The sequence below is a fragment of the Brevibacterium antiquum genome (assembly GCF_016107655.1).
Taxonomy (GTDB): Bacteria; Actinomycetota; Actinomycetes; order Actinomycetales; family Brevibacteriaceae; genus Brevibacterium; species Brevibacterium antiquum.
The window spans coordinates 650,510-674,852 of record NZ_JABASX010000001.1 but is presented as its reverse complement, the minus strand read 5'-3'; the positions used below and the strand labels follow the sequence as shown (position 1 = coordinate 674,852).

The window sequence follows — 24,343 nt, the reverse complement described above, 5'->3', positions numbered from 1 at the left end:
GGCTGACACTAGAAAGTAGGAAAGAAATGGCATTCACCGAAGCTGAAGTCCTCGCTGGACTGGCAGAGATCGTCAACGAAGAAACCGGTTTGGCTGTGGAAGCAGTCGAGGCCAACAAATCCTTCACCGATGACCTCGACATCGACTCCATCTCGATGATGACCATCGTCGTCAACGCTGAGAAGAAGTTCGGCGTGAAGATTCCGGATGACGACGTCAAAGACCTCGTCACCGTCCAGGACGCTGTTGACTACATCAACAAGGCTCAAGAGGCCTGAGAAATTAGCCGAACACGGCCCGTCCACCGACGGGCCGTGTCCACACTATCGACGAGGTTTGTACCATGACACCTAAAGTTGTCGTCACCGGGATTGGTGCGGTAACCCCATTGGGCGCGACGGCCGATGCCACGTGGCAAGCCATACTGGCCGGCAAGTCCGGCGTCCACACAATGGACAATGACTGGTCCGAGAAGTACGGCCTCGCCGTCGACTTCGCTGCACAGGTCGACCCACAGGTCGTGCCCGATAATCTCAAACGTGTCCAGGCCAAGCGCCTCGACCCCTCCTCCCAGTTCGCTCTGATCTCCGCACGTGAGGCCATGGCTGATGCCGGCCTCGAGGAGACGGACCCAGACCGCACCGCAGTCTCCTGGGCGACCGGAATCGGCGGTGTCTGGACTCTGCTCGACGCCTGGGACACGCTCCAGGAAGAAGGCCCACGCCGGGTCATGCCCCTGACCGTTCCGATGCTCATGCCCAACGGGCCTGCAGCAGCCATCGGCATGGAGTTCAAGGCCCGTGCTGGTGTCCAGACCATGGTCTCCGCCTGTGCGTCGTCGACCGAGAGCCTGGGCCACGCCTACGACGTTGTGGCCTCCGGTCACGCCGATGTCGTCATCGCCGGCGGCTCCGAAGCTGCGATCCATCCGATCACGATCGCCTCCTTCAACTCCATGCAGGCACTCTCACGCCGCACCGATTCCCCTGAGACTGCATCACGTCCCTATGACGTCGATCGCGATGGATTCGTCATGGGCGAAGGCGCGGGAACCCTCATCCTTGAAACCGAGGAGCATGCCAAGGCGCGCGGAGCGAAGATCTACGCCGAGGTGTCCAGCTGGGGCATCTCCAACGACGCCTACCACATCACCGGTGGTGAGCCAGGCGGACAGTACGCGCTGCGTGCGATGCAGAGCGCGCTGGACAATGCGGAGCTCAGCCCCGCAGATATCAAACACGTCAATGCTCACGCAACCTCGACACCGGTCGGCGATATCCCTGAGTCCTTGGCGATCAGCCAGCTGCTGGGCTCTCACGTCGGTGACGCTCTGGTCAGTGCCACGAAGTCGATGACTGGCCACCTGCTGGGTGGAACAGGCGCTGTCGAATCGATCCTCACGGTCAAGGCGCTGCAGACACGCACCGCTCCCCCAACGATCAACATCGACGAGGTCGACCCGGAGGTCGTGGACATCAACATCGTCCGCGACACCCCTGCAGAACTTCCAGCCGGAGACATCGCAGCGATTTCGAACTCGTTCGGCTTCGGCGGGCATAATGCCGTCGTCGCCTTCAAGTCCGTGTGATGCGTCAGCGCTTCTCGAGGCGGCGGTCCAGTCACAACTGGTCGTGCCTCTGAGCGACGATGAGATCAGGCCCCAGCAATCATGCTGGGGCCTGATCTGCGTCTGGGCCACTGAATAACTCAGTCACTCGTGCGTTCGATCAACGCCGAGTCAGATGATCGCGCCTGCTCAGACGCGATCATCTGATTCCCCGTTGAACGAGGCGACACCGGGACCGAACTCGTGTCGTGGTACAGCTGTATGCTCGCGCATCTGCATACGACTATGGGCACACCCGAGGTAGGTAGGTGTGCCCATAGCCGTTTTGCTGGAGCTTCAGCGTCGCAGTTGGACCAACGGCGCAGGAAGCCCGTGCGAGCCTCAGCCGACCTTGGTCAGCCAGCGCACCGGAGCGCCCTCGCCTGCGTGGCGGAAGGCATCGAGCTCTTCGTCCCAGGCTTCGCCTAGGGCCAGAGCCATCTCAGTGGAGAGTTTGGTCGGATCACCGGAAGCGCGTTCCATGACGGAGCGAATGCGATCTTCGGGAACCAGAATGTTGCCTGCAGAGTCGGTGACTGCGTGATAGATCCCGAGGTCTGGAGTGTGGCTCCAACGCCCGCCGTCGACTCCGACAGAAGGCTCCTCGGTCACTTCATAGCGCAGTGAGTCCCACCCGCGGAGAGCGGATGCGATGCGAGCACCAGAACCTGCTGGCGCACGCCAGCAGACTTCGGCACGCACAAGGCCTGGCGCTGCCGGCTGGGGTGTCCAGTCGAAGCGTGCCTGTGCACCGATTGCCCCGCCCGCTGCCCATTCGATGTGCGGGCATAGCGCGCGAGGTGCTGAGTGGACGAATAGTACGCCCTGTGTCATATCCATTTGTGCCTCCTACCTCGGATACGTCTTCCCCTACGATCCGAAAGGAGGTGCTAGAGCCAATGATAGACGAGTTTTGTCTGTGCGCCAAGCACTGAATGACCTGGTGGCGTCGCGTGTAGCCAGGTTCTGCTCGAGGACGGGAAGGGAGCGCGTCCGCGGGTTGCTCGAGCTAGACGAACGAAGGGTCGGTAAGGACCAGCGACCTTGTGCGCTACGATGGCGCCATGCTGCAGGAAAGCGCTGCACCGACCACTGTGCGAATGTTCCCGGACTATGCTGACACCGTCCTTTGGCTCGACGGGCCCGTGGACTATGAGGACACCGATTTGTCCTCGGGACTGATTCGCGAGCTGGAAACGTGGGAACGGTCGTACTACGAAGCGTTGGACGCCGACTTCAACTGGAAATCACCGGAGCTTGCTCGAGCCTTTATTAAGACAGGCATCGATCTGGCCGGACAGGTCGCGAACGAACTCGGCGCGGAGTTCGTCATCGAATTCGCCTCTGACGAAACCGCTGCACCGACGTACACGGTTCACAGCCGCAGACCGGCCGACAATGAGGGGGCCTCCACAGCCTTTTCGACTATCGCTGAAGAGCTCGAAGCCGAGCAGAAACGCGTGACGCAACTGGTGGCCGAGGCCGGTCCCAATGCCGAGTGGACGGCATACGCGCCACTTTCCGGTGATGTCTTCACCTTGGAAAGGAAAGCCCCTCAAGCAGAAGATCGTGACTGACATACAGTTGCGCATTCCCTATTCGGACAGTCGGGTCATGGCCTCATAGGTTTCCCGCCATGATTCGACATCGACCTTGGCCGTCGCTTTGACATCATCAGCGACCGGGGAGCGAACGACAACGGTCAAGAATGAAGACTGCAACAGTGGTGCCCCCGGTCGGACTTGAACCGACGACCAAGGAATTATGAGTTCCCTGCTCTGACCAGCTGAGCTACGGGGGCGAGCAGAAGTAAGATTAACACCAACTGACGGCCTGGACCCATTCGGCTCACGCGCAGCCGAGCAAGGCTGCATCGTCAGATCCCGTTCTTGCCCCATTCCCTCGAAGGCAGACTCCGGTCAGGTACAGGAGACGATCAGCTCGCTGAGGAGACCGGTGATATGCGCGTCAGCGCACTTCGAGCGGCGTCGACACAGGTGTAGCGCTCGGTCGTGATGTAGACGTCGAACACAGTCTGACCGTCACTGCCGGGATCGTTGCGTTTGGACGCCGCGACGAGTCCCGACCAGTCGGGACCGACCACGACGACGCCGTGCTCATTGCGCATGGGATCTGATGCGTCCACGACTCCTGTGCGCACACCCGGGATCGGCGGCTCCGTGAACCCACCCGAGAACATCGCCGTCAGTCCGACCGTGTCGCGAATACGTTCATAGCGGTCTCTGGTGTCTTGGGAGAAGGTCTCATCTTCACCGAAGACACCGAGGGTGATTGTGGCGGCACCTGAAGCCAGGGCGCGCTCTTCGAGCGCAGCGATCTGGGCGACCAGAAGCTCACGATTCATCACGAGTGGTTCGCGTCGCAGGCCCTGGGCAATCGAATAGGGAGTTCCCAGAGCCGCGAGATTACGTGAATGATGATCGATCAATCCGTCCTCGATCGGCTCGGCGAATGGCTCGGGCTGCTTGGTTGCGGGACCGAAGAACGGACCAGACATGAAGCGTGCGCCCAACGCGCGAACTCGGTCGAGATCGTCCTCTGTGGTGACACCCTCGGCGAGGATCACTGCGCCTGTGCGTTCGAGGTGAGCGTGGAGCAGACGATTGAGTTCGGCCAGGTGGGATTCGCAGTCGATGCGCAGCACGTCGGGATGAAGACCGACGACAGACGGATTGACCAGAGGCACGAAGGAGGTGCTGCGCAGGTCTGCCCCGACCGAGGACATGCCCACACCCCATCCCATCGAGCGCGCCTGACGCACTGCGCGGAGGACAGATGCAGGGGACGATGAGACGCGGGAGGCATCGAGTTGGAGGATGACGGAACGGTCGGGTTCTTCGGTGCGATCTTCAAGGGTGGCGAAGGATTCGTCTTCGGCGTGGAGGAAGAGTCGGTTCGACTTGGGCAGTCCGGCTGCCTCGGCGGTCCTCAGAGCGGTTGCGCGAAGCGAGGCATCGATGTCGCCGATCATTGCCGAGGCATGCATCTCGCGGCGGAGATTCTCGGATTCAGCGTGCCCGAGTGCCGGGTCATCGGTGGGGGCCTGCAGGATCTGATATCCCACCTTGTCGAAGGTGTACGCATCGACGACGGGGGCGAAATAGGTTTCGATCCCACCTGAGCGCACCAACTCTTCGAGAGCCAGGTCCAGATCGTGTACCGCCTCAACCACCATATGTCCTTCCATGGGCAAACGTGCGTTCACAGTCTTCCACATGAGGACAGACGCGATTGTCTAAATTCCGTAACATTATTGCGCTCAGAGCTGACGGCGCCGGCCTCGCCTGACCTCGGCCAAACCGACGATTCCGGCCAGAACCACGATGATCGCAATCGCTGCGAATGAGGCGATCATTCCGATGTTCCAATCGCTGACCGCCGTGACAGCGAAGGCCAAAGCGGTCATGATGGCCAATCCCATCGACGTGCCGATGCGCTGTCCGGTCTGCAGGACTCCCCCGGCCGAGCCCGCATACTTCAGTGGCACTTCCTGCAGGGTCAGGGTCTGGTTAGGGCTGATGACCATGCCCTGCGCGGCACCGATGAAGCACAGAGTCAGCAGCATCCACCATTCGCTGCCGATGCCCTGGGTGAGCAGGAAAACCACGCCGATTGTCGAGACCAGACCCACCAGGCAGGTGATGATCCCCCAGACGACGAGTCGGCGTCCGATCTGGAATACGAAACGTCCGGACACATCTGCCGATACAGCGGAGAGCAACGCAGCCGGAAGTCCGATCATGCCTGCTGCCAGCGCAGTGTGGCCCAAGCCCTGTTGCATGTACATGGCGATGAGCACCCAGACGCTCGTCACGCCCATGAAGTAGAGGGTGATGATGATCGAACCGTTGCTGAAGCTGCGAATGCTGAACAAGTTCAGATCGACCATGGGAGCGTGTCCACGGGCAGAGTACCGGCGCTCCCAACGGATCCAGGCCCAGATGGTGAGTAATCCCAGTGGCAGGCCGAGCCAGATGAACCACCCGACAGAAGACTCGACGAAGGGCAGCAGCACAAGGAGGACACCGACACCGAGCAGAACCGCCCCGATGGGATCGAGGTCTCGATCCCTTTTCGGGACGTATCCCTCATTCGCCCAGGCGGCCGTCGGGTTCGCATCGGTGCCATCGTCGGCGGCTATTGGGTGCCAGGCTGATTTCGGCAGCCAGCTTTTGGCGAGGATGAGGGAGATGACCGCGAAGGGGACATTGACCAGAAAAGCCGCACGCCAACCCAACTCCGGGCCGAAGAGAGCGATGAAGACGCCGCCGAGGACAGGACCTGTGGCAACGGAGAGGCCGACGGTGGTGCCCATCAGTCCGAACGCGCGCCCGCGCTGTGGCCCTTGAAAGTACTGCTGCAGCAGCCCGACGACCTGCGGATTGAGCAGTCCGGATCCGAGTCCCATGAAGACGCGAGCAATGTTGAGCGTCAGTGCCCCGGGCGCGATGCCCGCGACGAGTGAGGCCAGGCCGAACAGGCCCACTCCGATCATGAACAGCTGGCCGCGTCCGAAGACGTCGCCTGCTCGACCTGCCGCGACGAGAACAACGCCGAACGAGAGGGCATAGCCGGTCAGGACCCATTGCAGAGCCGAGGACGATGCCTGAAGATCCGCCTCAATGGCGGGCAGGACGACGTTGATGATGGATACCGACAGCAGAGACATGAAGAGCGGGACGAGACCGATGAGGACGATTCGTCTCTGAATCTGATTCATCCGCTGGCCGTCGCTCACCTGATCACCTCTGTTCAGACCGCATTCCGCACAGAGGATGCCGTACGGAACCAAGTCGATTCGACAGTCCCCTATGTGGGAACTGTTTCATCATACGTGCCAGTGTTCAGACCTCGACCGAAATCACATTGCGGAACCGGTCACCGGGCCGGATGTATTTGGTTGCCATCCCAGAGCAGGAGCGACATAGCTGGCGAAGGACTCCAGGATGTGGAGGTTGTAGTCCACGCCGAGTTGGCTGGGAATCGTCAGCAGGACCGTGTCCGCGGCTTCGACGGCGGGGTCGGCCTTCAGCGCCTCGATGAGTTCGTCGGGTTCGCCCGCATAGGTCTTGCCGAAAGTCGAGCGCGTACCATCGATGATCCCGATCTGATCACCTTCTCCACCTGAACGGCGACCGAAGTAGAGGTCATCGAGGTTCGTGGTGATCGGGAAGATGCTGCGGCTGACGGACACGCGCGGAGTCCAGTCATGGCCAGCGTCCTTCCATGCTGCGCGATAGCGATCGATCTGATCGCGTTGCAGCGCGCCGAAGGATGCACCGGTAGCTTCGGTCAGCAGGGTCGAGCTCATCATATTCACGCCCTGGACAGCGGCCCATTCGGCGGTCGCCGCAGTACCGGCGCCCCACCAGACACGTTGATCGAGACCTGGAGAATGAGGTTCGACACGCAGCTTCCTGCCTGGACCGAACTGCGTCGGATCTGCTGGGGCGAGTTCTGCGCCCTTGATTGCTGACAGGAACTGCGCGAACTTCTCGCGGGCCATGCTCGCGGCCTTCGCATCGTCGCTGTCGCTGTAGCCGAAGGCTTCCCAACCTCTGTCGGCTGGTTCCGGTGATCCCCGGCTGATGCCCAAAGCCACTCTCTGATCAGAGAGCAGGTCTAAGGCAGCGGCTTCCTCTGCCAGATAGAGGGCGTTCTCGTAGCGCATGTCGATGACACCGGTCCCGACCTCGATTCGAGAGGTCTTGGCCGCGATCGCCGCCAGAAGCGGCATCGGCGAGGCCGCCTGCTCAGCGAAGTGGTGAACCCGGAAATACGCGCCGTTGACGCCGATCTCATCGGCCCCGACGCCGATCTCGACTGCTTGCTGCAGCGCCTCCTTCGCCCCGTACTCCCCCGGAGCACTTCCCGAACCGTAGTGACCGAAACTCAAGAACCCGAATGCCTTCATACCCTCGACAACCTACTTGATCGATCAACTATTCCCGCCTGCTCGGCGCGCGATCCAGGCCAGTGCGCCAGAACCGCGGGGACGACAAAGGCCCCGTCCTTCTGGACGGGGCCTGAGCTGCTCCCCCGGCTGGGCTCGAACCAGCGACCCTTCGATTAACAGTCGAATGCTCTGCCAACTGAGCTACGGAGGAAAGGCGCAGTTGCCTGCGCACGTTGTGTCAGCTTAGCAAAGACACTCAGCTCACGACAAAGCGGGCAGCAGTGCTTTAGATCACAGTTCCGGTTAACCCCACCACCAGACTGCTTGGATTCCATACAGTCAGGACAAACCCAGTCAACAACCACCTCGGCGAGGTGGCCGCACTGTAAAATCAAAGGGATTCCTCACCCCACCCATGCAGCGGAAGAAGTGCACGTGACCATAGTGGCAATCGCCCTCGCCGTCCTTGCGGCGGTGGCACTGGCCTATGGGGCGCTGTACCAACATGACGCCGTCGCAGATCAGAACGACTCCCACAACGGACTGAGCTGGGCTCACTTCAAGGAGCTGCTGAGCAACAGGAAATGGCTGGTCGGACTGATCATCACCGGTATGGGCACCGTGGGAAACATCGTCGCTCTGGCGCTGGCACCGGTCATGGTCGTCCAACCCGTCGGTGCCTTCTCCCTCATCGTGTCCGTCCTTCTGGGTGTGCGCCATCGTGGGCTCAAGGTCAACCGACGTCTCGTGCAGGCCGTCATCTGGTGCACTGTGGGGGTGACGATCTTCGTTGCGCTCTCAGCCACCACCGCCCGAACAGAGGTGCATCTGGGATCCGACGCGATGCCGTTGGTGTGGATCACCGCTGTCACCCTCGCGCTGGGCCTGGGCATTATGCTGTTCTTCCGGAGTGCGCCCCAACTCGTGCTCATCATGGCCGCGGGCCTGCTGTTCGCATGTGTGGCCACGAATACACACCTCGTGAGCGTGCAGCTGCTCCGCGCAGGAATCGACCAGGTCACATGGCTCAACGTCATCGGCCTCGCCGCTGCGACTGCGATCGGAGCCTGGTTCGTCCAGAACGCGTATGCGGCCGGCCCCCCGGAGATGGTCATCGCCGGCCTGACTGTCGTTGATCCCATCGGTGCAGTGATCTTAGGTTCGGTCGTCCTCGGGGAAGCGTCATCTGCTCCGGTATGGCTCGTCGCCATGATCGCAGCCACAGGATTGGTCGCGTGTCTGGGCGTCGTTGTATTGTCGCGGTATCACCCCGATGTCAAAGATCGAGAACACCAGCGTCGAGTCGCTCGTCGCACAGACCAGTTGACCGACACCGAGGAGAGTTGAATCCTGTCCGCGCATAGCCACACCCCAGCCCGCCGCATTCTCATTCCGACGGAAACCTACGCACCCGAGGTCAATGGCGCCGCGAAGTTCGCAGAACGTCTGGCCGCCGGGCTAGCTGCTCGCGGCAATGATGTTCACGTCGCCTGTCCCTCCGCGACAGGAAAGGCCTCGGTGAGCACCGAGGACGGTGTCACGGTCCACAGACTGACCTCACATCGTTGGCCGCTGCATCCGACGTGGACCATCTGCATGCCCTGGCAGACGAAACCCGAACTGTCTCGCCTCCTCGACTCTCTTCAGCCCGACGTGGTGCATACTCAGGCGCATTTCGTCATCGGTCGCTACGCGTTCTCGGAGGCGAGCAAGCGCGGCATTCCAGTCGTCGCCACGAACCACTTCATGCCCGATAATGTGCGACCCTATCTGCGGGCGCCGAAATCCCTCCTCGACAGTGGCACGGCCGTGGCCTGGTGGGACCTGCGCAGAAAATTCCAGTCAGCAGACTTCATCACGGTGCCCACGCAGCTCGCTGCCGACCTGCTGACGCAGAACGGGTTCACCTCCCCGATTCGCGCAGTCTCCTGTGGTATCGACCTGGAACGGTTCGCGCACCTGCGTGACGTTCAGACTGCCCAGGACGATCAAGCCGTCCAGGACGGTCAGACTGCCCATCCTGAGCAGGCGTCCGAAGGGTCGCCGGCGACGTCTGAGCGAACGACTGCGGCTTCTGGCACCGAGGTCGCGGCACCGCCGCGTGTCCTCTTCGTCGGCCGACTTTCTTCGGAGAAGCACGCCGCCGACATCGTCGAAGCGGTCGCGAAGACCGATCCTGCGATCGGGCTCGAAGCCGACATCGTCGGTGGCGGGGATCAGGAGGAGCCACTCAAGGAGCTGGCCGCAGAGCTCGGAGTCGCCGATCGCATCCATGTGCTGGGCAAGATCAGCGACAAAGAGCTCATGGATGCCTACCAGCGGTGTACCTTCTTCTGCATGCCATCGACAGCCGAGCTCCAGTCCATCGCCACGCTGGAGGCACTGGCTTCGCGCAAACCCGTCGTCCTCGCTGACGCGGTTGCGCTTCCACACCTGGTCAGGGACGGGGTCAATGGATTCCTGTTCCCGCCGCGGGATATCGAGGAGCTGGCCTCGCGATTCACCCAGATCTGTGAGCTTTCGGACACCGATCTCGACACGATGGCCAGGGCATCGCTCAATGTGGTCGCCAAGCATGACATCGAGTACACGCTCGACACGTTCGAATCTATCTACAGCAAGCTCATCACCGAAGGCCTGGATGCAGCGGCCTGAAACAGTCAGATGATTGAGCCTTCAGCCATCTGCGCGTGTCGGCGGAACAAACACCGTCTCCCCCGTACGAAGACGATCGAAGTCCACGCCTGCCACCATGTCATCGAGAGATGACCACGATCCTGCTGAACCTGCAAACCCGAGGGATGAGCACATCCACGCGTAGACATCCTCGAGTCTCCAGCCTTGGGCGCGCAGCTGCTGGTAGGTGACCGCGCCGTCACGTTTGGCCAAGCGTCTGCCGGCTGTGTTCACGACCAGTGGAACATGCAGCCACGAGGGCTGCGGCAGGCCCAGCAGGTGGGCCAGATGAGCTTGACGAGGCGCCGAGGTGGCCAGGTCGTCCCCGCGCACCACTTCGTCGACACCGCTGGCACCGTCATCGACGATGACGATGAGGTTGTAGGCGAAGACTCCATCGCCGCGCTTGAGGACCAGGTCATCAACCGGGGACGTGATCTCGCCCAGCAGCCTGTCCTGCACCGTGACTTCAGCGTTGTCGGTCTTCAATCGCAGTGCCGGGCGGCGCCCCTGATCGTAAAGACGCAGTCTGTGCTGAACTCGTTCGGACTCCAGCAGATCACGACAGGTCCCGGGATACGCTCCGGGCGGAGAGTGCGGTGCCGATGGCGCCTGTTGGATGTCCTTGCGTGAGCAGTAGCACTCGTAGACGAGGCCCTGTCCTGCGAGGCGGCTCAGCGCTTTGGTGTACACGTCGATACGCTCCGACTGGACGAGCGGCGGCTCATCAGGGGTCACGCCCAGCTCAGCGAAGACCTCGAGCTGTGATTGTGCCGCACCGGGTTGGACCCGATCAAGATCCTCGATGCGCCAGAGGAACCGTCGCCCGGTCTGTCGCGCGCGGACATACGCCAGCAGCCCCGAACGAATGTTGCCGATATGCAGGTCACCGCTTGGGCTTGGTGCGAATCGCCCTGCCCCGGTGATCGACGTCTCGAGTCCTGTGGTCTGTGTGCTCAAGCCTGCGTCACGAGGTCGGCATACTGCGGGAAGCGTTGGAGATAATCCTGAACATAGCTGCACGTCGGGACGATGCGGCCGCCTTCGTCCCGGATCTGATCGAGGACAGTGGTGACCAGTGTGCGCGCGAATCCGCGGCGAGAGAAGCCTTCGGAGATGATGGTGTGCTGGAGTTCGACGGTCTCGTCATCGATGACCCGATAGCCGAGGAAGCCGGCGAACTCGACCGGTTCCTCAGCGGTGAAGATCTCAAACCGTTCACGACCGGGATTTTTGACCACCGTGACGGGGGTGGAACTGAGTTCGGGTTGCATATGGGACTCCTTGTCAGCGGCATCGTCCTTGTCACGAACATTACAGGGTGGCGCCGGGATCTTCACTCACCGACGCCACCCCGTTCCGGTCGATCAGGCGGCGGTCTTCGCTGACAGACCTTCTGCCCCGACGGGCGCGGTGGCCTTGCGCTGCAGTCGCTTCTCCAGCCACCGGGCGATTCCGGCGACGATCATATTGATGATGATGAACAGCACGGCACCGACGAGGAACGTCGGCAGCAGGTTGTTGTACTCGCGGCCGATGAGATTCACCTGGTAGAGCAGGTCCTGGTAAGTGACGATGAATCCCAAGGCCGAGTCCTTGAGCAGTACGACGATCTGCGCGATGATCGTGGGCATCATGGCGCGCAGAGCCTGCGGCATCAGCACCAAGCTCATCACCTGCCCCGGGCGTAGGCCGATGGCCATGGCGGCTTCCCTCTGCCCCTTCGGGACGGCGAGGATACCGGCACGGATGATCTCTGCCAGAACCATGCCGTTGTAGAGAGTGAGGCCGATGACGACGGACCAGAACGCTCCGATCGTGTTGCCGAAGATGAGGAACATCGCAAAGATGAGGAGCAGGACAGGGACCCCGCGGAAGAACTCGAGGACGATGGTTCCCGGTACCGAGATGGCCCTTTTGCTCGAGAGCCGCAGCAGCGCGAATACGACGCCGACGACCAACGCCAGCACGGAAGCGACGACAGCGACCTTGAGGGTGGCCCCCATGCCTTTGAGGAGGACCAGCTGAATCTGGGAGAAGGTGAATGGATACCATTTCGCCGAGTCCAGCTGACCAGCATCGGCGAACTTCCAGATGACGAAGGCGATGAGGCCGGCCAACACGATGGCCGAGACGATCGAGAGGATGATGTTGTTGCGGCGAGCCTTGGGGCCGGGCTCGTCGAACAGGACCTGAGTCGGTGCGCTCATCGCAGGATCACCAGCTTCCTCTCGAGGTAGTCGAAGACGCGACCCAGGATCAGCGCCAGGATCAGGTAAGCAAGGGCAGTCCCGAACAGCAGCGGGATCACCAGGTCTCCGCGGACCTCAATGGCATTGCGCATGGCCGAGATGAGCTCTCGGTTGTTGAACGCCGAGGCGATTGAGGTGTTCTTCAGCAGCGCGATGATGACGCTGCCCAGGGGCGGAATGACGGTACGGAAAGCCTGGGGAAGGATCACCTGGCTCAGGGTCTGTCCGAAGGTGAGCCCGACTGCTCGTGCGGCTTCGGCTTGGCCCACAGGAATCGTCGAGATGCCCGATTTGAGGGTCTCGGCGACGAAACATGCTGTGTAGGCCGTCAGCGCCAGCGTTGCATAGATGAAGGAGTTGAAGGAGCTGGTCGAGCCGAATCGGATGTCGAGGAACGGCAGACCGAAGGCACAGAAGAACATCACCAGCGTCAGCGGCGTGTTCCTCACGACGTTGATGTACGTTGAGGCAGCGAACCGCAGGACCGGTGTCGGTGAGACTCGCATTCCAGCCAGGATCGTTCCCAGTACAAGGGCACCGATCAGGGCGACAGTGAAGAGTTTGATGGTTCCCCAGATGCCTGAGAAGAACATCTCGAGAAGTTGCAGAAAATCCATTCCAGATTCCTTAATCGATGCGAGGGCACCGTTGGGTGCCCTCGCATCATGTCAATCTGAAGGCTGGTCAGTAACGGTCGATCTTGGGCATCTCGACATCATCGGCGGAGCCGAGGGAGTATTCGAATGCCTTCTTCCAGTCACCGTCGTCCATCCCCTTCTGGAGGGCATCGTTGACTGCGTCGCGCATGGCGTCATCGCCCTTGGGCAGACCGACACCGTAGGGTTCTTCGGTGAACGGCTGGCCGACGACCTTGAATTCGCCTTCGTACTGTTTGGCATATCCACGCAGGATCGCGTCGTCTGTGGTCACAGCGTCGACTGAGCCTGACTGGAGGTCGGTGACGCACTTCGAGTAGGTGTCATAGGCGACGAGCTCAGCCTTCTTGTACTTCTCTTCGATGTTCTGTGCCGGCGTCGAGCCGTCCACGGAGCAGACCTTCTTTCCGGCCAGGTCATCAGGGCTGGCGATGTCGGAATCGGCGGCCACGAGCAGATCCTGCCCGGCGACGTAGTACGGCCCGGCGAAATCGACGACCTTCTTGCGTTCGTCATTGATCGTGTAGGTGGCCACGACCATGTCGATGTTTCCCTGCTGCAGGAAGGGCTCACGGTTGGCAGAGACCGTCTCGGTGTATTTGATCTGGTCCGGGCTGAAGCCCAGCTGCGCGGCCACCATCTTCGCAATCTCGATGTCGAATCCCTCGGGCTGTTCCGAGCCGGCCTTGACGTTGCCGAGGCCGGGCTGGTCGTACTTGACTCCGACCTTCAGTTCGCCGGCGTCCTTGGCAGCCTTCCAGGTCTTGGAATCTTTGAAATCGGCGCTGTCGTTGACTGTGTACTCAGGTGCTTCCGCCTGGGCGCCGTCGCCCTCGGCAGGAGCATCCGGGGTTCCGCCTTGGCCGCAGCCGCTGAGCGCGAGCAGCCCGATTGCAACAGATGCGATTGAGAGTCTGAACTTCTTCATCGTTTCTCCTTGTAAGTGTGGTGCTGTGTGACCGACAACTTCGTTCGGTGTGATCAGCGGGTGAGGATCTTGGACAGGAAGTCCTTGGCACGCGGGGTCTGGGGGTTGGTGAAGAACTCTTCGGGCTCGGCGACCTCGACGATCTCACCATCTGCCATGAATACGACGCGGTGAGCAGCCTTCCTTGCAAACCCCATCTCGTGGGTGACGACCACCATGGTCATGCCCTCTTCGGCGAGTCCGACCATGACATCGAGGACTTCGTTGATCATCTCCGGATCCAGCGCCGAGGTGGGCTCGTCGAAGAGCATCACCTTCGGCTTCATCGCCAGCGCACGGGCGATAGCGACTCGCTGCTGCTGCCCGCCGGAGAGCTGTGCTGGGTATTTATCGGCTTGGTGGGCGACTCCGACGCGTTCGAGCAGAGCCATTGACTGCTCTTCGGCTTCGGCTTTGGACAGTTTGCGGACCTTGATCGGACCGAGGGTGACGTTCTCGAGGATCGTCTTATGGGCGAAGAGGTTGAAGGCCTGGAAGACCATGCCCACGTCCGAACGCAGCTCTGCCAGGGCCGCGCCTTCAGCAGGCAGTTCCTTGCCGTCGATCGTGATCGAACCGGAGGTGATGGTCTCCAGACGATTGATCGTACGGCACAACGTCGATTTGCCGGATCCGGACGGACCGATGACGACGACGACTTCGCGTTCTTTGATATGGAGGTTGATGTGTTTCAGAGCGTGAAAATCACCGTAGTGTTTCTCGACATCTGTGACTGACACCAGCGGTTGTGATTCAGCTCTCATGAGAGTTGATCTTAGTGAATAAAGTTCTCACATGAAAAACGTGACGTCTTGCCAGAAAAACTGCAACCGACTTGTGACCTGGGTCAGGAGCCGGCTGCAGTCTCTTCTGCGGCCCTCACGCCGTCCGCGAAAGGGCGATTCGCGCTCAGCCTGCGATCGTGGTGTGGACGATCTTCTCGCCTTCTTCGCGCAGTTCGATCTTGCGGATCTTGCCCGAGACCGTCATCGGGAAAGACTCCCGAACCTCGACGTAACGCGGGATCTTGAAGTGTGCGAGCTTGCCTGAGCAGAACTCGCGGACCGCCGCGGCGTCCAAGGTTTCGACGCCGTCTTTGAGGATCACCCAGGCCATGAGCTCCTCGCCGTACTTCTCATCGGGGATCCCGACGACCTGGACGTCTCTGATCGAGGGGTGATGGTAGAGGAACTCCTCGACCTCACGGGGGTAGACGTTCTCTCCGCCGCGGATGACCATGTCCTTGATTCGGCCGGAGATGTCGACGTAGCCGTCATCGTCCATGATGCCGAGGTCGCCGGTATGGATCCAACGGGACGCATCGATCGCCTCGGCGGTCTTCTCTGGGTTCTCCCAGTACCCGAGCATGACAGCATATCCGCGGGTGCACAGTTCCCCCTTCTGTCCGCGTGGGAGGGCTTGACCTGTCACCGGGTCGGCGATCTTGATCTCGAGATGGGGCATGACACGGCCGACGGTCTGAGTGCGGGCCTCGAGTGTGTCATCGACGCGGGTCATCATGGACACCGGCGAGGTCTCCGTCATGCCGTAGCAGATGGCGACCTCTTCCATGTTCATGTCGGTGATGACGCGTTTCATGATCTCGACCGGGCAGGGCGAGCCGGCCATGACACCGGTGCGCAGCGAGCTGAGGTCGTAGCTCGAGAAGTCAGGATGTTCGAGTTCGGCGATGAACATCGTGGGCACACCATAGAGCGAGGTCGCCTTCTCATCGGAGACTGCGCTCAGACTCGCCACAGGGTCGAATCCGGGAGAGGGCAGGATGACGGCAGCGCCGTGGCTGAGAGCCGCGAGGTTTCCGATGACCATCCCGAAGCAGTGGTAGTACGGGACCGGCAGGACGACGGAGTCCTTCGAGGAGTAGCCCAGCATCTCTCCGATGAAGAACCCGTTGTTGAGGATGTTGTGATGGCTCAGCGTCACCCCTTTGGGGAAGCCTGTCGTGCCGGAGGTGTACTGGATGTTGATCGGGTCGTCCATCGCGAGCTCGTCCATGAGCTTCTGCAGGCGGACCGAATACTTGACGCTCTCATCGTCGAGGAGGCTGCGACCGCTGCCGATCAGTCGGGCAAAGGATTCACGTTCGCCGATGATCGCATCGCCGAGGAGGTCGGACGGGAGCGTATCGAGGAAGACGAGTTCGAGTCCCGGCACCTTCGCCGCGACCTCGCTCGCGATCGCATGGAAATCCGAGTGTGGCGGGGCGGTGATCTGGGAGACGAGCATGCTCATGCCCGACTGCTTGACGACGTATTCGAGCTCGTGGCTGCGGTAGGAGGGGTTGACGTTGACGAGGATTGCGCCGATCTTCGCAGTGGCGTACTGGATCTGTGCCCATTCGGCAACGTTCTGCGCCCAGATGCCGACCCGATCGCCCTTCTTGATTCCACGTTCAAGCAGTCCGACGGCCAGGGCATCGGTATCGCGATCGAATTCGGCATAGGTCCACCGACGGTCTGAATACCGGTCGACGAGCGCAGGACCGTTCGCGTGAGCAGCGGCAGTTGCCTTGATGTGCGCGGGGATGGTTTCTCCCAGCAGTGGTGTGTCTGACGGTCCTGAGGAATAGGAAAGTTCTGCCACGTCGTTGTGCTCCTTTGTGCAGGTTCGATGGTGCTAGCGTGATCTACTGCACAGTATGCCTTCTGTGTCCCCGTCGCAAAAGCTGTGGAGGAAGTCGTGTCCAGGTAAGTCCGGCCACTGGCGAGAAGCGGTCGACAGGCTGGCTCCGACTTCTCCCACGGGTGCGCTGAACGCAACGCTTCCGGAGTCGATGAGCACCAGAGTGGACGCCAGTGCAGTGACGTCGTCGACATCGTGGGTGATGATGACAGCGCTTCGATCTGACAGCACCTGGCCGAGCACGCTTCGCGTCTCGACCCTGACGTCAATGTCCAGGGCCGACAGCGGCTCGTCGAGGAGCAGCAGCTTCGGATCGGTGACCAGTGCTCGGGCCAGAGCGATGCGGGCTGCCTGTCCCCCGGATACGGCATCGGGTCTGCGGTCCGCGCAATGACCGACGCCGAGGTTCGAGAGCATGCGTCCGGCGAGTCTTCGTGCGTCCGCAGTTCGGCGTCCGTGAGCTCTGAGTCCGAAGGCCACATTGTCGATGACGCTCAGATGCGGGAACAGGAGCGGGTTCTGAGCCAGGTGGACGATGCCTCTGGCGTGAACGGGCGGCCATCTGTTCGCGTCGAGGTCGAAAACGGTCTCAGCACCAATGTGCAGGGAGCCGGACTCGGCAGAGATCGCTCCGGTCATCAGCTGGAAGAGGCTCGACTTCCCCGCACCGTTGCGACCGATGATCGCCGTCGTCGAGCCAGTCGGCATCGTGAGATCGACGTTGATACCGCGCTCGGGCAGCCGAGCGCTGAGACGAACCGCGGAGGCCTCCGGCTGCGGTCGTTCGGTGAGCGACTCCGAGGTGTGCCCTCCAGAGAACGTCGAAGACGGACCCGGCCGGAGTGTCGAAGCCTCGACCGCCTCCGGTGCCACGGCCGGTGCCGGTGCCGCGGCCGAACGCGGAGCGCGCAGTCTGGGTGCGTGAGGAGAACGGTAGGCGAGGACGATGATGACCAGGGCGACGACGATGAGGAGCAGGGACAATGCGATTGCCGACTGCGGGTCGGATTCGCGGACCAGATAGATCTGAAGCGGCATCGTTCGCGTGACCCCCGAGAGGGAGCCTGCAAATGTCAGAGTCGCACCGAACTCCCCCAGTGCTCGGGCGAAGCAGAGGATGGCGCCGGTCATGATTCCTTGGCGCAGGAGCGGAAGTGTGATGTGGAAGAACACGCGGTTGGGCGCTGCGCCGAGCTCGGCCGCGGCGAGTTCGAAGTCCTGCCCCCGGGCGGCGACCGCCGTCTCGACGGACATGACCATGAATGGAAGTGACACGAAGATCTGCGCAAACACGACGGCTGCCGTTGTATATGCCAAGCCCAGTCCCATGTCGGTGAGCAGGGACCCGAGGAAGGCTGTTCTCCCCCAGGTGTAGAGCAGTGCCAGACCGCTGACCACCGGCGGCAGGACGAGTGGCAGCAGGATGAGCGTGCGCACGACTCGCTGCCCGCGGAAGGTGCGCGTCGCGAGCAGGTAGCCCAGGGGGAAGCCGATGCTCACGCTCACCAGAGCAGCGATGACGGAGGTCAGCAGTGAGAGTCCCATAGCCACTTGAGATTCCGGCGATAGAATGATCTCGCCGAGGTGGCTGGGCTCGATTCGTGTGATCATCCCGATGATCGGGACGAGGAGGAAGGCGATGCCGAGCCCGGCAGGGATCCAGAGCCACGACGGCACCGTTGAGTGGCCGCGTCTCCTGCGCGTATTCGTCATATCAGGACTCCCAAGTCAGAACGGTCAGGTCAGGGAGTCGAGAATCCGGCGTCGTCGAACAAACTGATCGCCTCGTCAGACTTCAGGAACGACACGAACTCATCGGCGGCTTCCTGGTTCTCACTCGCTCCGACCGTCGCCGCCGGGTACTCGTTGATGACCTTGTCCGCGCCGTCGAGCGCGACCTGTTCGACGTCTCCGTTCCCCCGGGCGACATCGGTGACGTAGACGATGCCGGCGTCGGCCTGGCCGGCACTGACCTTGCCCAGAACATCAGTGACCGAGTTCTCCTCGCTGACGGGGTCGAGTGCGACATCATTCTGGTGCGCCCACTTCTCGGTGGCGGCACCGCAGGGGACCTGGGGCGCGCAGACGACGAGGTCCTTGCCCGTGAAGTCCTTCGACGAGGCGATGTTCTCCGGGTTTCCCTTCGGCACGGCCAGGGCCAGCGTGTTCGAGGCGAAGATCTGGCGCGCCCCGGCCAGTAGGTCATCACTGTTGAGCGTGTTCATCGTCGACTCATCGGCGGTGGCGATCACGTCTGCGGGAGCCCCTTCCGAGATCTGTGCGACGAGATCGGAGGAGCCTGCGAAGGAGAACTTCACCTCGACGTCGGGCTCGGTCTTGTTGAACTCCTCAGCGACATCGTCGAAGACCTCGGTCAATGATGCGGCGGCGAAGACCGTCAGAGTTGTCTTCTCCTCCGAGCCCGAATCCGAGCCTGAGCCGGTCGAACAGGCGGTGAGTGTGAGCAGTGCGACGATGCACGCTGCAGATAGATGCTTCATTCGTCCATTAAACCCGCATTCGCGGATAAAATGCACATTCATCTCAGCATCTACGACAAAGAGGGCGGACTTGTCAGCCGGTTGCCGCAGTGTCGATGGAGACCATCGTTGCCTTCACCGAGGCGGTGGCAAGACTGCCCGGTTCGAGTTGGAGCTGTCTGCAGGCCTCCGCTGACATCAGAGACACGACGCGGAAAGGACCGCATTGGAGACTGACCTGCGCCATGACCCCGTCGATGACCACATCGGTGACAAGACCGGCGAACCGATTGCGGGCAGAACTCACGACACCGGTCGGATCATCGAGGGCCGCAGAACTCGACTGCGCCAGCGCCACGAGCTCGCGCCCCTCAACCACTGCCCGATTGGATACGTCCTTGTGCTGGGTGAGTTTTCCTTCGCTGACCCATCGGCGGATGGTGTCATCACTGACCCCGAGGAACCGGGCCGCATCATTGATGCGCAGTTCCGTCATTCGAGTGCTCCCACCCATTCATCGTCTCCGTCGGAGAAGAACTGATGCTTCCAGATCGCGACCCGCGCCTTGACCTCGTCGATGAGCTCCGAGCACGCGGCGAAGGAATCATGACGATGTGGTGAGGCGACGACGGCGGCCAGGGCCACGTCTCCGATCTCGAGTGCACCGACACGATGAACGACGGACAGACGCACGACCGGGTGCTTCGACGCGATCTCAGCGGCCACCTCGGCGATCTGGGTCGTTGCCAGCGGATGGGATTCGTAGGACAGTCTGTGGACGCCCCGCCCGTCGTCGTGGTCTCGGATGACACCGGAGAAGCTGACCACAGCACCGCAGGTGTCGTTGAGGACATCGGGCTCGAGTGCGTCGGTGCTGATCGGGGTCTCGACGATGTCGGTGTGGATGACGCTCATGTGTCCCGGCTCCAGTCGCCGCTGCGTCCACCCGACTTCTCGATGACCTTGATATCGCCGATGATCGCCTGATTGTCGACGGCCTTGATCATATCGAAGATGGTCAGAGCGGCGATGGAGACAGCGGTCAGCGCCTCCATCTCGACACCGGTCTTCGACACGGTTTTGACGGCGCCATTGATGCGGACGGCGTCATCGAGGAGTTCGAAGTCGACGTCGATGCCGGTCAGCGGCAGAGGGTGGCACAGCGGGATGAGCTCGCTGGTGCGCTTGGCGCCCATGACTGCGGCGATCCGGGCCACAGGCAGAGCATCACCCTTGGGCAGCCCCGCCTCGGCGATCATATCGATGACCTCGTGTCGAGTGGTGATGAGTGCGGTGGCGACGGCGCGACGTTTGGTCACGTCCTTGTCTCCGACGTCGACCATATGGGCGGCGCCGGAATCGTCGATGTGCGTCAGTGTCATGTGATCTTCCACGTCTTCAGCCTATCGCCTGCGCCGGGCTCAGTCTCATCCGACTGCGCGCCGGAAGCTGCCGGTGGGATGAAGACAAGATGCGTGCTCTGGGCATAGTTGTGGAGCAGGTGGGAGCGGGATCCGCCCATGAGCTCGAGGCCCTCACCGGTCATCACGGCCCGGCGCACCTGCAGCTTTCCGCTCGGCGGGGCCTCGTCGAGTCCCCCGAGCAGACGGTGGTATTCGGTTTCGCGCGGGTCTTCGTCCACGTCGAGTCCCAACAGGGCAGGGCGGATGAACATCTCGAAGCTGATCAGGGCACTGACCGGGTTGCCGGGCAGCGCCACCCATGCGGTTCCGGCCAGTGTTCCGCATCCCTGCGGTCCCCCTGGCTGCATCGCGATGGGTTCGAAGACCATGGTCGAGGCTTCGTCGAGGTCGGCGGCGAGCTTGACGACCTCATGCGCCCCCTTCGAGATCCCGCCGGTCGAGATGACGAGGTCACTCTCGGACGCCTGCACAGCGTGAAGAAGTGCCTGCGGATCGTCGGGGACGGTGATGATGGTCGTGTCGACGCCCAGGCGGCGGAGACTGGCACCCAGGGTGATCGAGTTTGCGTCATGGATTCCGGCGGCGGCATCGGCGGTGATCTCGTCCCCGGTGCTCACGATGAGCACACGAGGCAGGTTCTGGACCTCGAGCGCGGTGATCCCGCACGCTGCTGCGACGCCGAGGTGGGCCGGCGTGAGCATCAGTCCGGCATTGAGCACTGCGGTTCCGGCGGCGACGTCGCTGCCTCGAGACCGCACGAAGTCACCCGGCTGAGGGCCTGTATCCGTGGCCGGCAGGGTGATGGTGATCTCCGAGGACTCGAAGTTCCCCGGCTGAGTATCCTCGATCTTGATCACTGTGTCGGTGCCCGCAGGCAGCGGTGCCCCGGTCATGATCTCGACCGCAGATCCGGGCGCCACCTCTCCGCCGCGCGCTCCGGCCGCAACCCTGCCGCGTACCCGAATGGGGCCGTAGACTGTATGTTCGATGCCTTTGGCGTCTGTGTCGTGCCTCTGCTGCGCGTTGCGAAGCGTGGAGGCGGCTACGGCATATCCGTCCATGCTGGAGTTGTCGAAACCCGGAACATCGATCGGTGAGCTCACGGTAGTGCTCAGGCGCCGCGGTGAGTCGAGGAGTTCGCTGATCGGCCTTGTCTGCGTGTCGAGGAGTGGGCCGATCGTGTCGAGCACACGGCGACGATGCATCATGGCGGTAGTCATGGGACGATGATAGCGAAGATGTTGATCAAGGAGGATGGCAGAATGCGCAAGATCAGCCTGCCCACGCCCGTTCTGAGAACTCCGACAGTGGACCCGGGCGAGACGTTTACGGCCCATCAGGAGGATTCGCTCCTGGACACCTTCGGTCGACGTGCCCGCGATATGCGCATCTCGCTGACCGACTTCTGCAATCTGCGCTGCAGCTACTGCATGCCCGAGGAGGGTGTGGAGTTCATGTCTCGCGATGCGGCGATGACGGCCGAGGAGATCATCCGCTTCGTGCGCATCGGGGTCGAGAAGTTCGGCGTCGACCAGGTCCGGTTCACCGGTGGCGAACCGCTGACCCGCAAAGACGTCACCGACATCATCGCCGGTGTCGCCGCACTTGAGCCCCGCCCCAATATCGCACTGACGACGAATGCGATCGGTCTCGACAAGCGTGCTGCGAAGCTGCGGGACGCGGGCCTCGACCGCATCAATGTCTCTCTCGACACCGTCGACCCCGAGACCTTCGCGACGATCACTCGACGCCCGTTCCTGGGCAGGGTGCTCGACGGGATCAAGGGCGCCCAGGCTGCCGGCATGGATCCGGTGAAGATCAACGCCGTGCTGCTGCCCGGCGTCAACGACCATCAGGCTCCGCAGCTGCTGCGCTGGTGTCTCGATCGTGGGCTCAAGCTGCGCTTCATCGAACAGATGCCTCTCGATGCCGGACATTCCTGGGAACGCGGCACAATGATCACGGCCGCCGACATCTTCGCCCTGCTCGAACCCGATTTCGTCCTCAGCCCCGACTCTGCACCGCGGGGTGGTGCTCCAGCGGAGAAGTTCCTGGTTGCGAGCAGGGACGATCCGGAGACCGTCATCGGCGACGTCGGCATCATCGCCTCGGTAACCCGACCCTTCTGTGCCGATTGCACCCGCACCCGTCTGACTGCAGAGGGACGAGTGCGCACCTGCCTGTTCTCACACACGGAGGTGGATCTGCTCACGGCCATGCGGGGCGGTGCCGATGATGAAGCCATCGCGAACCTGTGGAAGGGCGCGCATTGGAAGAAGCTGGCCGGCCACGGCATGGATTCCGAGAGCTTCGAACAGCCCCAACGTCCCATGAGCGCCATCGGAGGATAAGTGCCCCAGATCAGAGTCCGCTTCTTCGCAGCCGCGCGAGAGGCTTTCGGGACCAAAGAATGCAGCGCCGAGGCCGCCACCATCGACGGGCTGATCACGACCCTGACCAAGGATGCCGCCACCGAGGCGAAGACGGTCATCTCCCGCTCGAGCTTCCTGGTCAACGCGATCGCTGCCACGGATCCTCACGCGGCTCTGAGCGAGGGCGATACCGTCGACGTCCTCCCGCCCTTCGCAGGCGGCTGAGTTCGTCAGTGCGGCAGTGACAGATACGCGAGATATCCCCCGGAGACAGAGCTGACCTCGCTACCCTGCGCGCGCAGCTGTGCGCAGGCCCGGGCAGAGCGCACTCCCGAACGGCAGTAGAGAGCCACTGTCCCGTGCCCCGCGATCAGTCCGGGATCGTCCACGAGGACGTCCATCGGTATGTGCCGAGCGCCTGGAACCATTCCTGCCGAGACCTCGTCTTCGTCTCTGATGTCGACGAGGTGAGTGCCGGGTGTGATCGACCCCCACGTCACGCTCGGATCATTTCCCGCCGGCGTCCCGGCGGTCGTCTCAGCACCGAGGCTGCCGAGTGCATCACCATAGTCGCCGAGGTGGCTGCCCAGCTCCGTGATCGACTCACGTTCAGGTAATCGTCGAACCGGAACGCTCTCCCAGCTGGCGTCGAGGCTGCTGTGGATGGAGACCGCGTTGTAGAGAGGTGTGCCGATACCGGTGAGGACCTTGATCGTCTCCATCGCCATGGCCGCACCGATGCTTCCGCAGAGAGCTCCGAGGACACCGGCAGTGGCGCAGTCGGGTACTGATCCGGGGGCAGGGACGACCGGGTAGAGGTCGCGCAGCGTTGCCCCCTGCCTCGTGTCGAAGACGGCGACCTGCCCGTCGAAGCCGAGGATCGTGCCCCAGACGAGGGGCTTCTTCAGGATCTCACAGGCGTCGTTGGCTAAGTACCTGGTGGCGAAGTTGTCGCTGCCGTCGATGACGATATCGGCTGCACCGATGAGTTCGAGGGCGTTGTCCGGTGTCAGCAGCACGGGGTGGGTGATGATGTCGAGGGTCGAGTTCAGCTCGCCCAACCGTGCTTTGGCGGAATCGACCTTCCGGTGGCCCACGCGCGCCTCGGAATGAATGAATTGGCGGTGCAGGTTGCTCAGTTCCACCGTGTCGGGGTCGATGATGCTGATGCGTCCGACCCCGGCCGCTGCCAGGTACGTCAGGACCGGTGCCCCGAGCCCACCGGCGCCGATGACGAGCACATGAGATGCAAGGAGTGCGGACTGGGCCTGCGGGCCGAACCCGTTGAGGCGGATCTGACGGGCATAGCGCTTCGTGTCCGCAAAGGTGAGTGCATGTGCTGACATGTGC

Annotated in this window: 25 protein-coding genes and 2 tRNA genes; 7 read left to right on the top strand and 20 right to left on the bottom strand. The window is 62.1% G+C overall.

The annotated features are described in order from the left end of the window. The first annotated feature begins 26 nt into the window (after positions 1–26). Positions 27–278 carry an acyl carrier protein gene (locus tag JFC13_RS03135; protein ID WP_009882400.1) on the top strand — a complete coding sequence of 84 codons (252 nt, stop codon included), beginning with the start codon at positions 27–29 and terminating at the stop codon, positions 276–278. A gap of 65 nt (positions 279–343) precedes the next feature. Next, a complete protein-coding gene (locus JFC13_RS03130; RefSeq protein WP_198395608.1) occupies positions 344–1,588 on the top strand; it encodes a beta-ketoacyl-[acyl-carrier-protein] synthase family protein in 1,245 nt (414 codons plus the stop codon). A gap of 360 nt (positions 1,589–1,948) precedes the next feature. Here the strand turns inward: JFC13_RS03130 and JFC13_RS03125 are convergent, their stop codons facing one another. Continuing rightward, positions 1,949–2,440: a DUF3145 domain-containing protein gene (locus JFC13_RS03125; protein WP_143921891.1), complete on the bottom strand. Its 492-nt coding sequence runs from the start codon at positions 2,438–2,440 to the stop codon at positions 1,949–1,951. A gap of 230 nt (positions 2,441–2,670) precedes the next feature. On the opposite strand from JFC13_RS03125, the gene JFC13_RS03120 reads away from it, so the two are divergent. Continuing rightward, positions 2,671–3,183, top strand: coding sequence for a hypothetical protein (locus tag JFC13_RS03120; protein WP_198395607.1), 513 nt, complete (start codon positions 2,671–2,673; stop codon positions 3,181–3,183). A 147-nt stretch (positions 3,184–3,330) separates the two neighbouring features. On the opposite strand, the gene JFC13_RS03115 is transcribed toward JFC13_RS03120, so the two are convergent. The 5 genes from JFC13_RS03115 to JFC13_RS03095 form a co-directional block, all read right to left on the bottom strand. Then, a tRNA-Ile gene (locus JFC13_RS03115) sits at positions 3,331–3,407 on the bottom strand. A gap of 135 nt (positions 3,408–3,542) precedes the next feature. Further along, positions 3,543–4,802 carry an EAL domain-containing protein gene (locus tag JFC13_RS03110; protein WP_198395606.1) on the bottom strand — a complete coding sequence of 420 codons (1,260 nt, stop codon included), beginning with the start codon at positions 4,800–4,802 and terminating at the stop codon, positions 3,543–3,545. A gap of 84 nt (positions 4,803–4,886) precedes the next feature. Continuing rightward, positions 4,887–6,365 (bottom strand): MFS transporter, encoded by a 1,479-nt coding sequence (locus tag JFC13_RS03105; protein WP_198395605.1) that lies wholly within the window; start codon positions 6,363–6,365, stop codon positions 4,887–4,889. A 123-nt stretch (positions 6,366–6,488) separates the two neighbouring features. Next, positions 6,489–7,541 (bottom strand): LLM class flavin-dependent oxidoreductase, encoded by a 1,053-nt coding sequence (locus JFC13_RS03100; protein ID WP_198395604.1) that lies wholly within the window; start codon positions 7,539–7,541, stop codon positions 6,489–6,491. A 120-nt stretch (positions 7,542–7,661) separates the two neighbouring features. After that, a tRNA-Asn gene (locus JFC13_RS03095) sits at positions 7,662–7,734 on the bottom strand. 224 nt (positions 7,735–7,958) lie between these two features. On the opposite strand from JFC13_RS03095, the gene JFC13_RS03090 reads away from it, so the two are divergent. After that, positions 7,959–8,870 (top strand): DMT family transporter, encoded by a 912-nt coding sequence (locus JFC13_RS03090; protein WP_332839321.1) that lies wholly within the window; start codon positions 7,959–7,961, stop codon positions 8,868–8,870. A 3-nt stretch (positions 8,871–8,873) separates the two neighbouring features. After that, the gene (locus tag JFC13_RS03085; RefSeq protein WP_232488154.1) at positions 8,874–10,178 is read left to right on the top strand and encodes a glycosyltransferase; all 1,305 of its coding nucleotides are present in this window, start codon (positions 8,874–8,876) and stop codon (positions 10,176–10,178) included. 21 nt (positions 10,179–10,199) lie between these two features. Here the strand turns inward: JFC13_RS03085 and gluQRS are convergent, their stop codons facing one another. The 13 genes from gluQRS to JFC13_RS03020 form a co-directional block, all read right to left on the bottom strand. Beyond that, complete coding sequence (gene gluQRS, locus JFC13_RS03080) at positions 10,200–11,159, bottom strand: tRNA glutamyl-Q(34) synthetase GluQRS (protein WP_232488054.1); 960 nt, start codon at positions 11,157–11,159, stop codon at positions 10,200–10,202. Beyond that, the gene (locus JFC13_RS03075; protein ID WP_198395603.1) at positions 11,156–11,473 is read right to left on the bottom strand and encodes a GNAT family N-acetyltransferase; all 318 of its coding nucleotides are present in this window, start codon (positions 11,471–11,473) and stop codon (positions 11,156–11,158) included. The genes gluQRS and JFC13_RS03075 overlap by 4 nt, the downstream gene beginning before the upstream one ends. A 93-nt stretch (positions 11,474–11,566) precedes the next feature. Beyond that, a complete protein-coding gene (locus JFC13_RS03070; RefSeq protein WP_198395602.1) occupies positions 11,567–12,409 on the bottom strand; it encodes an amino acid ABC transporter permease in 843 nt (280 codons plus the stop codon). Continuing rightward, on the bottom strand, positions 12,406–13,068 hold the full coding sequence (locus JFC13_RS03065) for an amino acid ABC transporter permease (protein ID WP_198395601.1): 663 nt from the start codon (positions 13,066–13,068) through the stop codon (positions 12,406–12,408). The genes JFC13_RS03070 and JFC13_RS03065 overlap by 4 nt, the downstream gene beginning before the upstream one ends. Positions 13,069–13,135: 67 nt before the next feature. Beyond that, on the bottom strand, positions 13,136–14,035 hold the full coding sequence (locus JFC13_RS03060) for a glutamate ABC transporter substrate-binding protein (RefSeq protein ID WP_198395600.1): 900 nt from the start codon (positions 14,033–14,035) through the stop codon (positions 13,136–13,138). Between the two features lie 53 nt (positions 14,036–14,088). Next, complete coding sequence (locus JFC13_RS03055; protein ID WP_408610720.1) at positions 14,089–14,838, bottom strand: amino acid ABC transporter ATP-binding protein; 750 nt, start codon at positions 14,836–14,838, stop codon at positions 14,089–14,091. A 145-nt stretch (positions 14,839–14,983) separates the two neighbouring features. Beyond that, positions 14,984–16,678, bottom strand: coding sequence for an AMP-binding protein (locus JFC13_RS03050; protein ID WP_198395599.1), 1,695 nt, complete (start codon positions 16,676–16,678; stop codon positions 14,984–14,986). 33 nt (positions 16,679–16,711) lie between these two features. After that, positions 16,712–18,430, bottom strand: coding sequence for an ABC transporter permease (locus tag JFC13_RS03045; protein WP_198395598.1), 1,719 nt, complete (start codon positions 18,428–18,430; stop codon positions 16,712–16,714). A gap of 29 nt (positions 18,431–18,459) precedes the next feature. Continuing rightward, the gene (gene modA, locus JFC13_RS03040) at positions 18,460–19,218 is read right to left on the bottom strand and encodes a molybdate ABC transporter substrate-binding protein (protein ID WP_198395597.1); all 759 of its coding nucleotides are present in this window, start codon (positions 19,216–19,218) and stop codon (positions 18,460–18,462) included. A gap of 73 nt (positions 19,219–19,291) precedes the next feature. After that, a complete protein-coding gene (locus JFC13_RS03035) occupies positions 19,292–19,693 on the bottom strand; it encodes a TOBE domain-containing protein (protein ID WP_198395596.1) in 402 nt (133 codons plus the stop codon). Further along, the gene (locus tag JFC13_RS03030; RefSeq protein WP_198395595.1) at positions 19,690–20,112 is read right to left on the bottom strand and encodes a molybdenum cofactor biosynthesis protein MoaE; all 423 of its coding nucleotides are present in this window, start codon (positions 20,110–20,112) and stop codon (positions 19,690–19,692) included. The genes JFC13_RS03035 and JFC13_RS03030 overlap by 4 nt, the downstream gene beginning before the upstream one ends. Next, positions 20,109–20,579 carry a cyclic pyranopterin monophosphate synthase MoaC gene (gene moaC / locus JFC13_RS03025; protein ID WP_198395594.1) on the bottom strand — a complete coding sequence of 157 codons (471 nt, stop codon included), beginning with the start codon at positions 20,577–20,579 and terminating at the stop codon, positions 20,109–20,111. Before moaC ends, JFC13_RS03030 begins: the two co-directional genes overlap by 4 nt. Continuing rightward, positions 20,576–21,841, bottom strand: a complete 1,266-nt coding sequence (locus JFC13_RS03020; protein WP_232488053.1) for a molybdopterin molybdotransferase MoeA — start codon at positions 21,839–21,841, stop codon at positions 20,576–20,578. Before JFC13_RS03020 ends, moaC begins: the two co-directional genes overlap by 4 nt. Positions 21,842–21,883: 42 nt before the next feature. On the opposite strand from JFC13_RS03020, the gene moaA reads away from it, so the two are divergent. Together moaA and JFC13_RS03010 are read left to right on the top strand one after the other, a co-directional pair. Continuing rightward, positions 21,884–22,972, top strand: a complete 1,089-nt coding sequence (gene moaA, locus JFC13_RS03015; RefSeq protein WP_198395593.1) for a GTP 3',8-cyclase MoaA — start codon at positions 21,884–21,886, stop codon at positions 22,970–22,972. Further along, on the top strand, positions 22,973–23,218 hold the full coding sequence (locus JFC13_RS03010) for a MoaD/ThiS family protein (protein WP_198395592.1): 246 nt from the start codon (positions 22,973–22,975) through the stop codon (positions 23,216–23,218). It abuts the gene before it with no gap. Between the two features lie 5 nt (positions 23,219–23,223). Here JFC13_RS03010 and JFC13_RS03005 read toward each other — a convergent pair whose 3' ends face one another. Continuing rightward, on the bottom strand, positions 23,224–24,339 hold the full coding sequence (locus JFC13_RS03005) for a ThiF family adenylyltransferase (RefSeq protein ID WP_198395591.1): 1,116 nt from the start codon (positions 24,337–24,339) through the stop codon (positions 23,224–23,226). Between the last annotated feature and the right edge of the window lie 4 nt (positions 24,340–24,343).

What these genes read in the sequence shown, in the direction of transcription:
- JFC13_RS03135 (WP_009882400.1), top strand. Translation starts at nt 27, where the DNA reads ATGGCATTCACCGAAGCTGAAGTCCTCGCTGGACTGGCAGAGATCGTC.
- JFC13_RS03130 (WP_198395608.1), top strand. Translation starts at nt 344, where the DNA reads ATGACACCTAAAGTTGTCGTCACCGGGATTGGTGCGGTAACCCCATTG.
- JFC13_RS03125 (WP_143921891.1), bottom strand. Translation starts at nt 2,440, where the DNA reads ATGACACAGGGCGTACTATTCGTCCACTCAGCACCTCGCGCGCTATGC.
- JFC13_RS03120 (WP_198395607.1), top strand. Translation starts at nt 2,671, where the DNA reads ATGCTGCAGGAAAGCGCTGCACCGACCACTGTGCGAATGTTCCCGGAC.
- JFC13_RS03110 (WP_198395606.1), bottom strand. Translation starts at nt 4,802, where the DNA reads ATGGTGGTTGAGGCGGTACACGATCTGGACCTGGCTCTCGAAGAGTTG.
- JFC13_RS03100 (WP_198395604.1), bottom strand. Translation starts at nt 7,541, where the DNA reads ATGAAGGCATTCGGGTTCTTGAGTTTCGGTCACTACGGTTCGGGAAGT.
- JFC13_RS03075 (WP_198395603.1), bottom strand. Translation starts at nt 11,473, where the DNA reads ATGCAACCCGAACTCAGTTCCACCCCCGTCACGGTGGTCAAAAATCCC.
- JFC13_RS03070 (WP_198395602.1), bottom strand. Translation starts at nt 12,409, where the DNA reads ATGAGCGCACCGACTCAGGTCCTGTTCGACGAGCCCGGCCCCAAGGCT.
- JFC13_RS03065 (WP_198395601.1), bottom strand. Translation starts at nt 13,068, where the DNA reads ATGGATTTTCTGCAACTTCTCGAGATGTTCTTCTCAGGCATCTGGGGA.
- JFC13_RS03060 (WP_198395600.1), bottom strand. Translation starts at nt 14,035, where the DNA reads ATGAAGAAGTTCAGACTCTCAATCGCATCTGTTGCAATCGGGCTGCTC.
- JFC13_RS03055 (WP_408610720.1), bottom strand. Translation starts at nt 14,838, where the DNA reads ATGAGAGCTGAATCACAACCGCTGGTGTCAGTCACAGATGTCGAGAAA.
- JFC13_RS03045 (WP_198395598.1), bottom strand. Translation starts at nt 18,430, where the DNA reads ATGACGAATACGCGCAGGAGACGCGGCCACTCAACGGTGCCGTCGTGG.
- modA (WP_198395597.1), bottom strand. Translation starts at nt 19,218, where the DNA reads ATGAAGCATCTATCTGCAGCGTGCATCGTCGCACTGCTCACACTCACC.
- JFC13_RS03035 (WP_198395596.1), bottom strand. Translation starts at nt 19,693, where the DNA reads ATGACGGAACTGCGCATCAATGATGCGGCCCGGTTCCTCGGGGTCAGT.
- JFC13_RS03030 (WP_198395595.1), bottom strand. Translation starts at nt 20,112, where the DNA reads ATGAGCGTCATCCACACCGACATCGTCGAGACCCCGATCAGCACCGAC.
- moaC (WP_198395594.1), bottom strand. Translation starts at nt 20,579, where the DNA reads ATGACACTGACGCACATCGACGATTCCGGCGCCGCCCATATGGTCGAC.
- JFC13_RS03020 (WP_232488053.1), bottom strand. Translation starts at nt 21,841, where the DNA reads ATGACTACCGCCATGATGCATCGTCGCCGTGTGCTCGACACGATCGGC.
- moaA (WP_198395593.1), top strand. Translation starts at nt 21,884, where the DNA reads ATGCGCAAGATCAGCCTGCCCACGCCCGTTCTGAGAACTCCGACAGTG.
- JFC13_RS03005 (WP_198395591.1), bottom strand. Translation starts at nt 24,339, where the DNA reads ATGTCAGCACATGCACTCACCTTTGCGGACACGAAGCGCTATGCCCGT.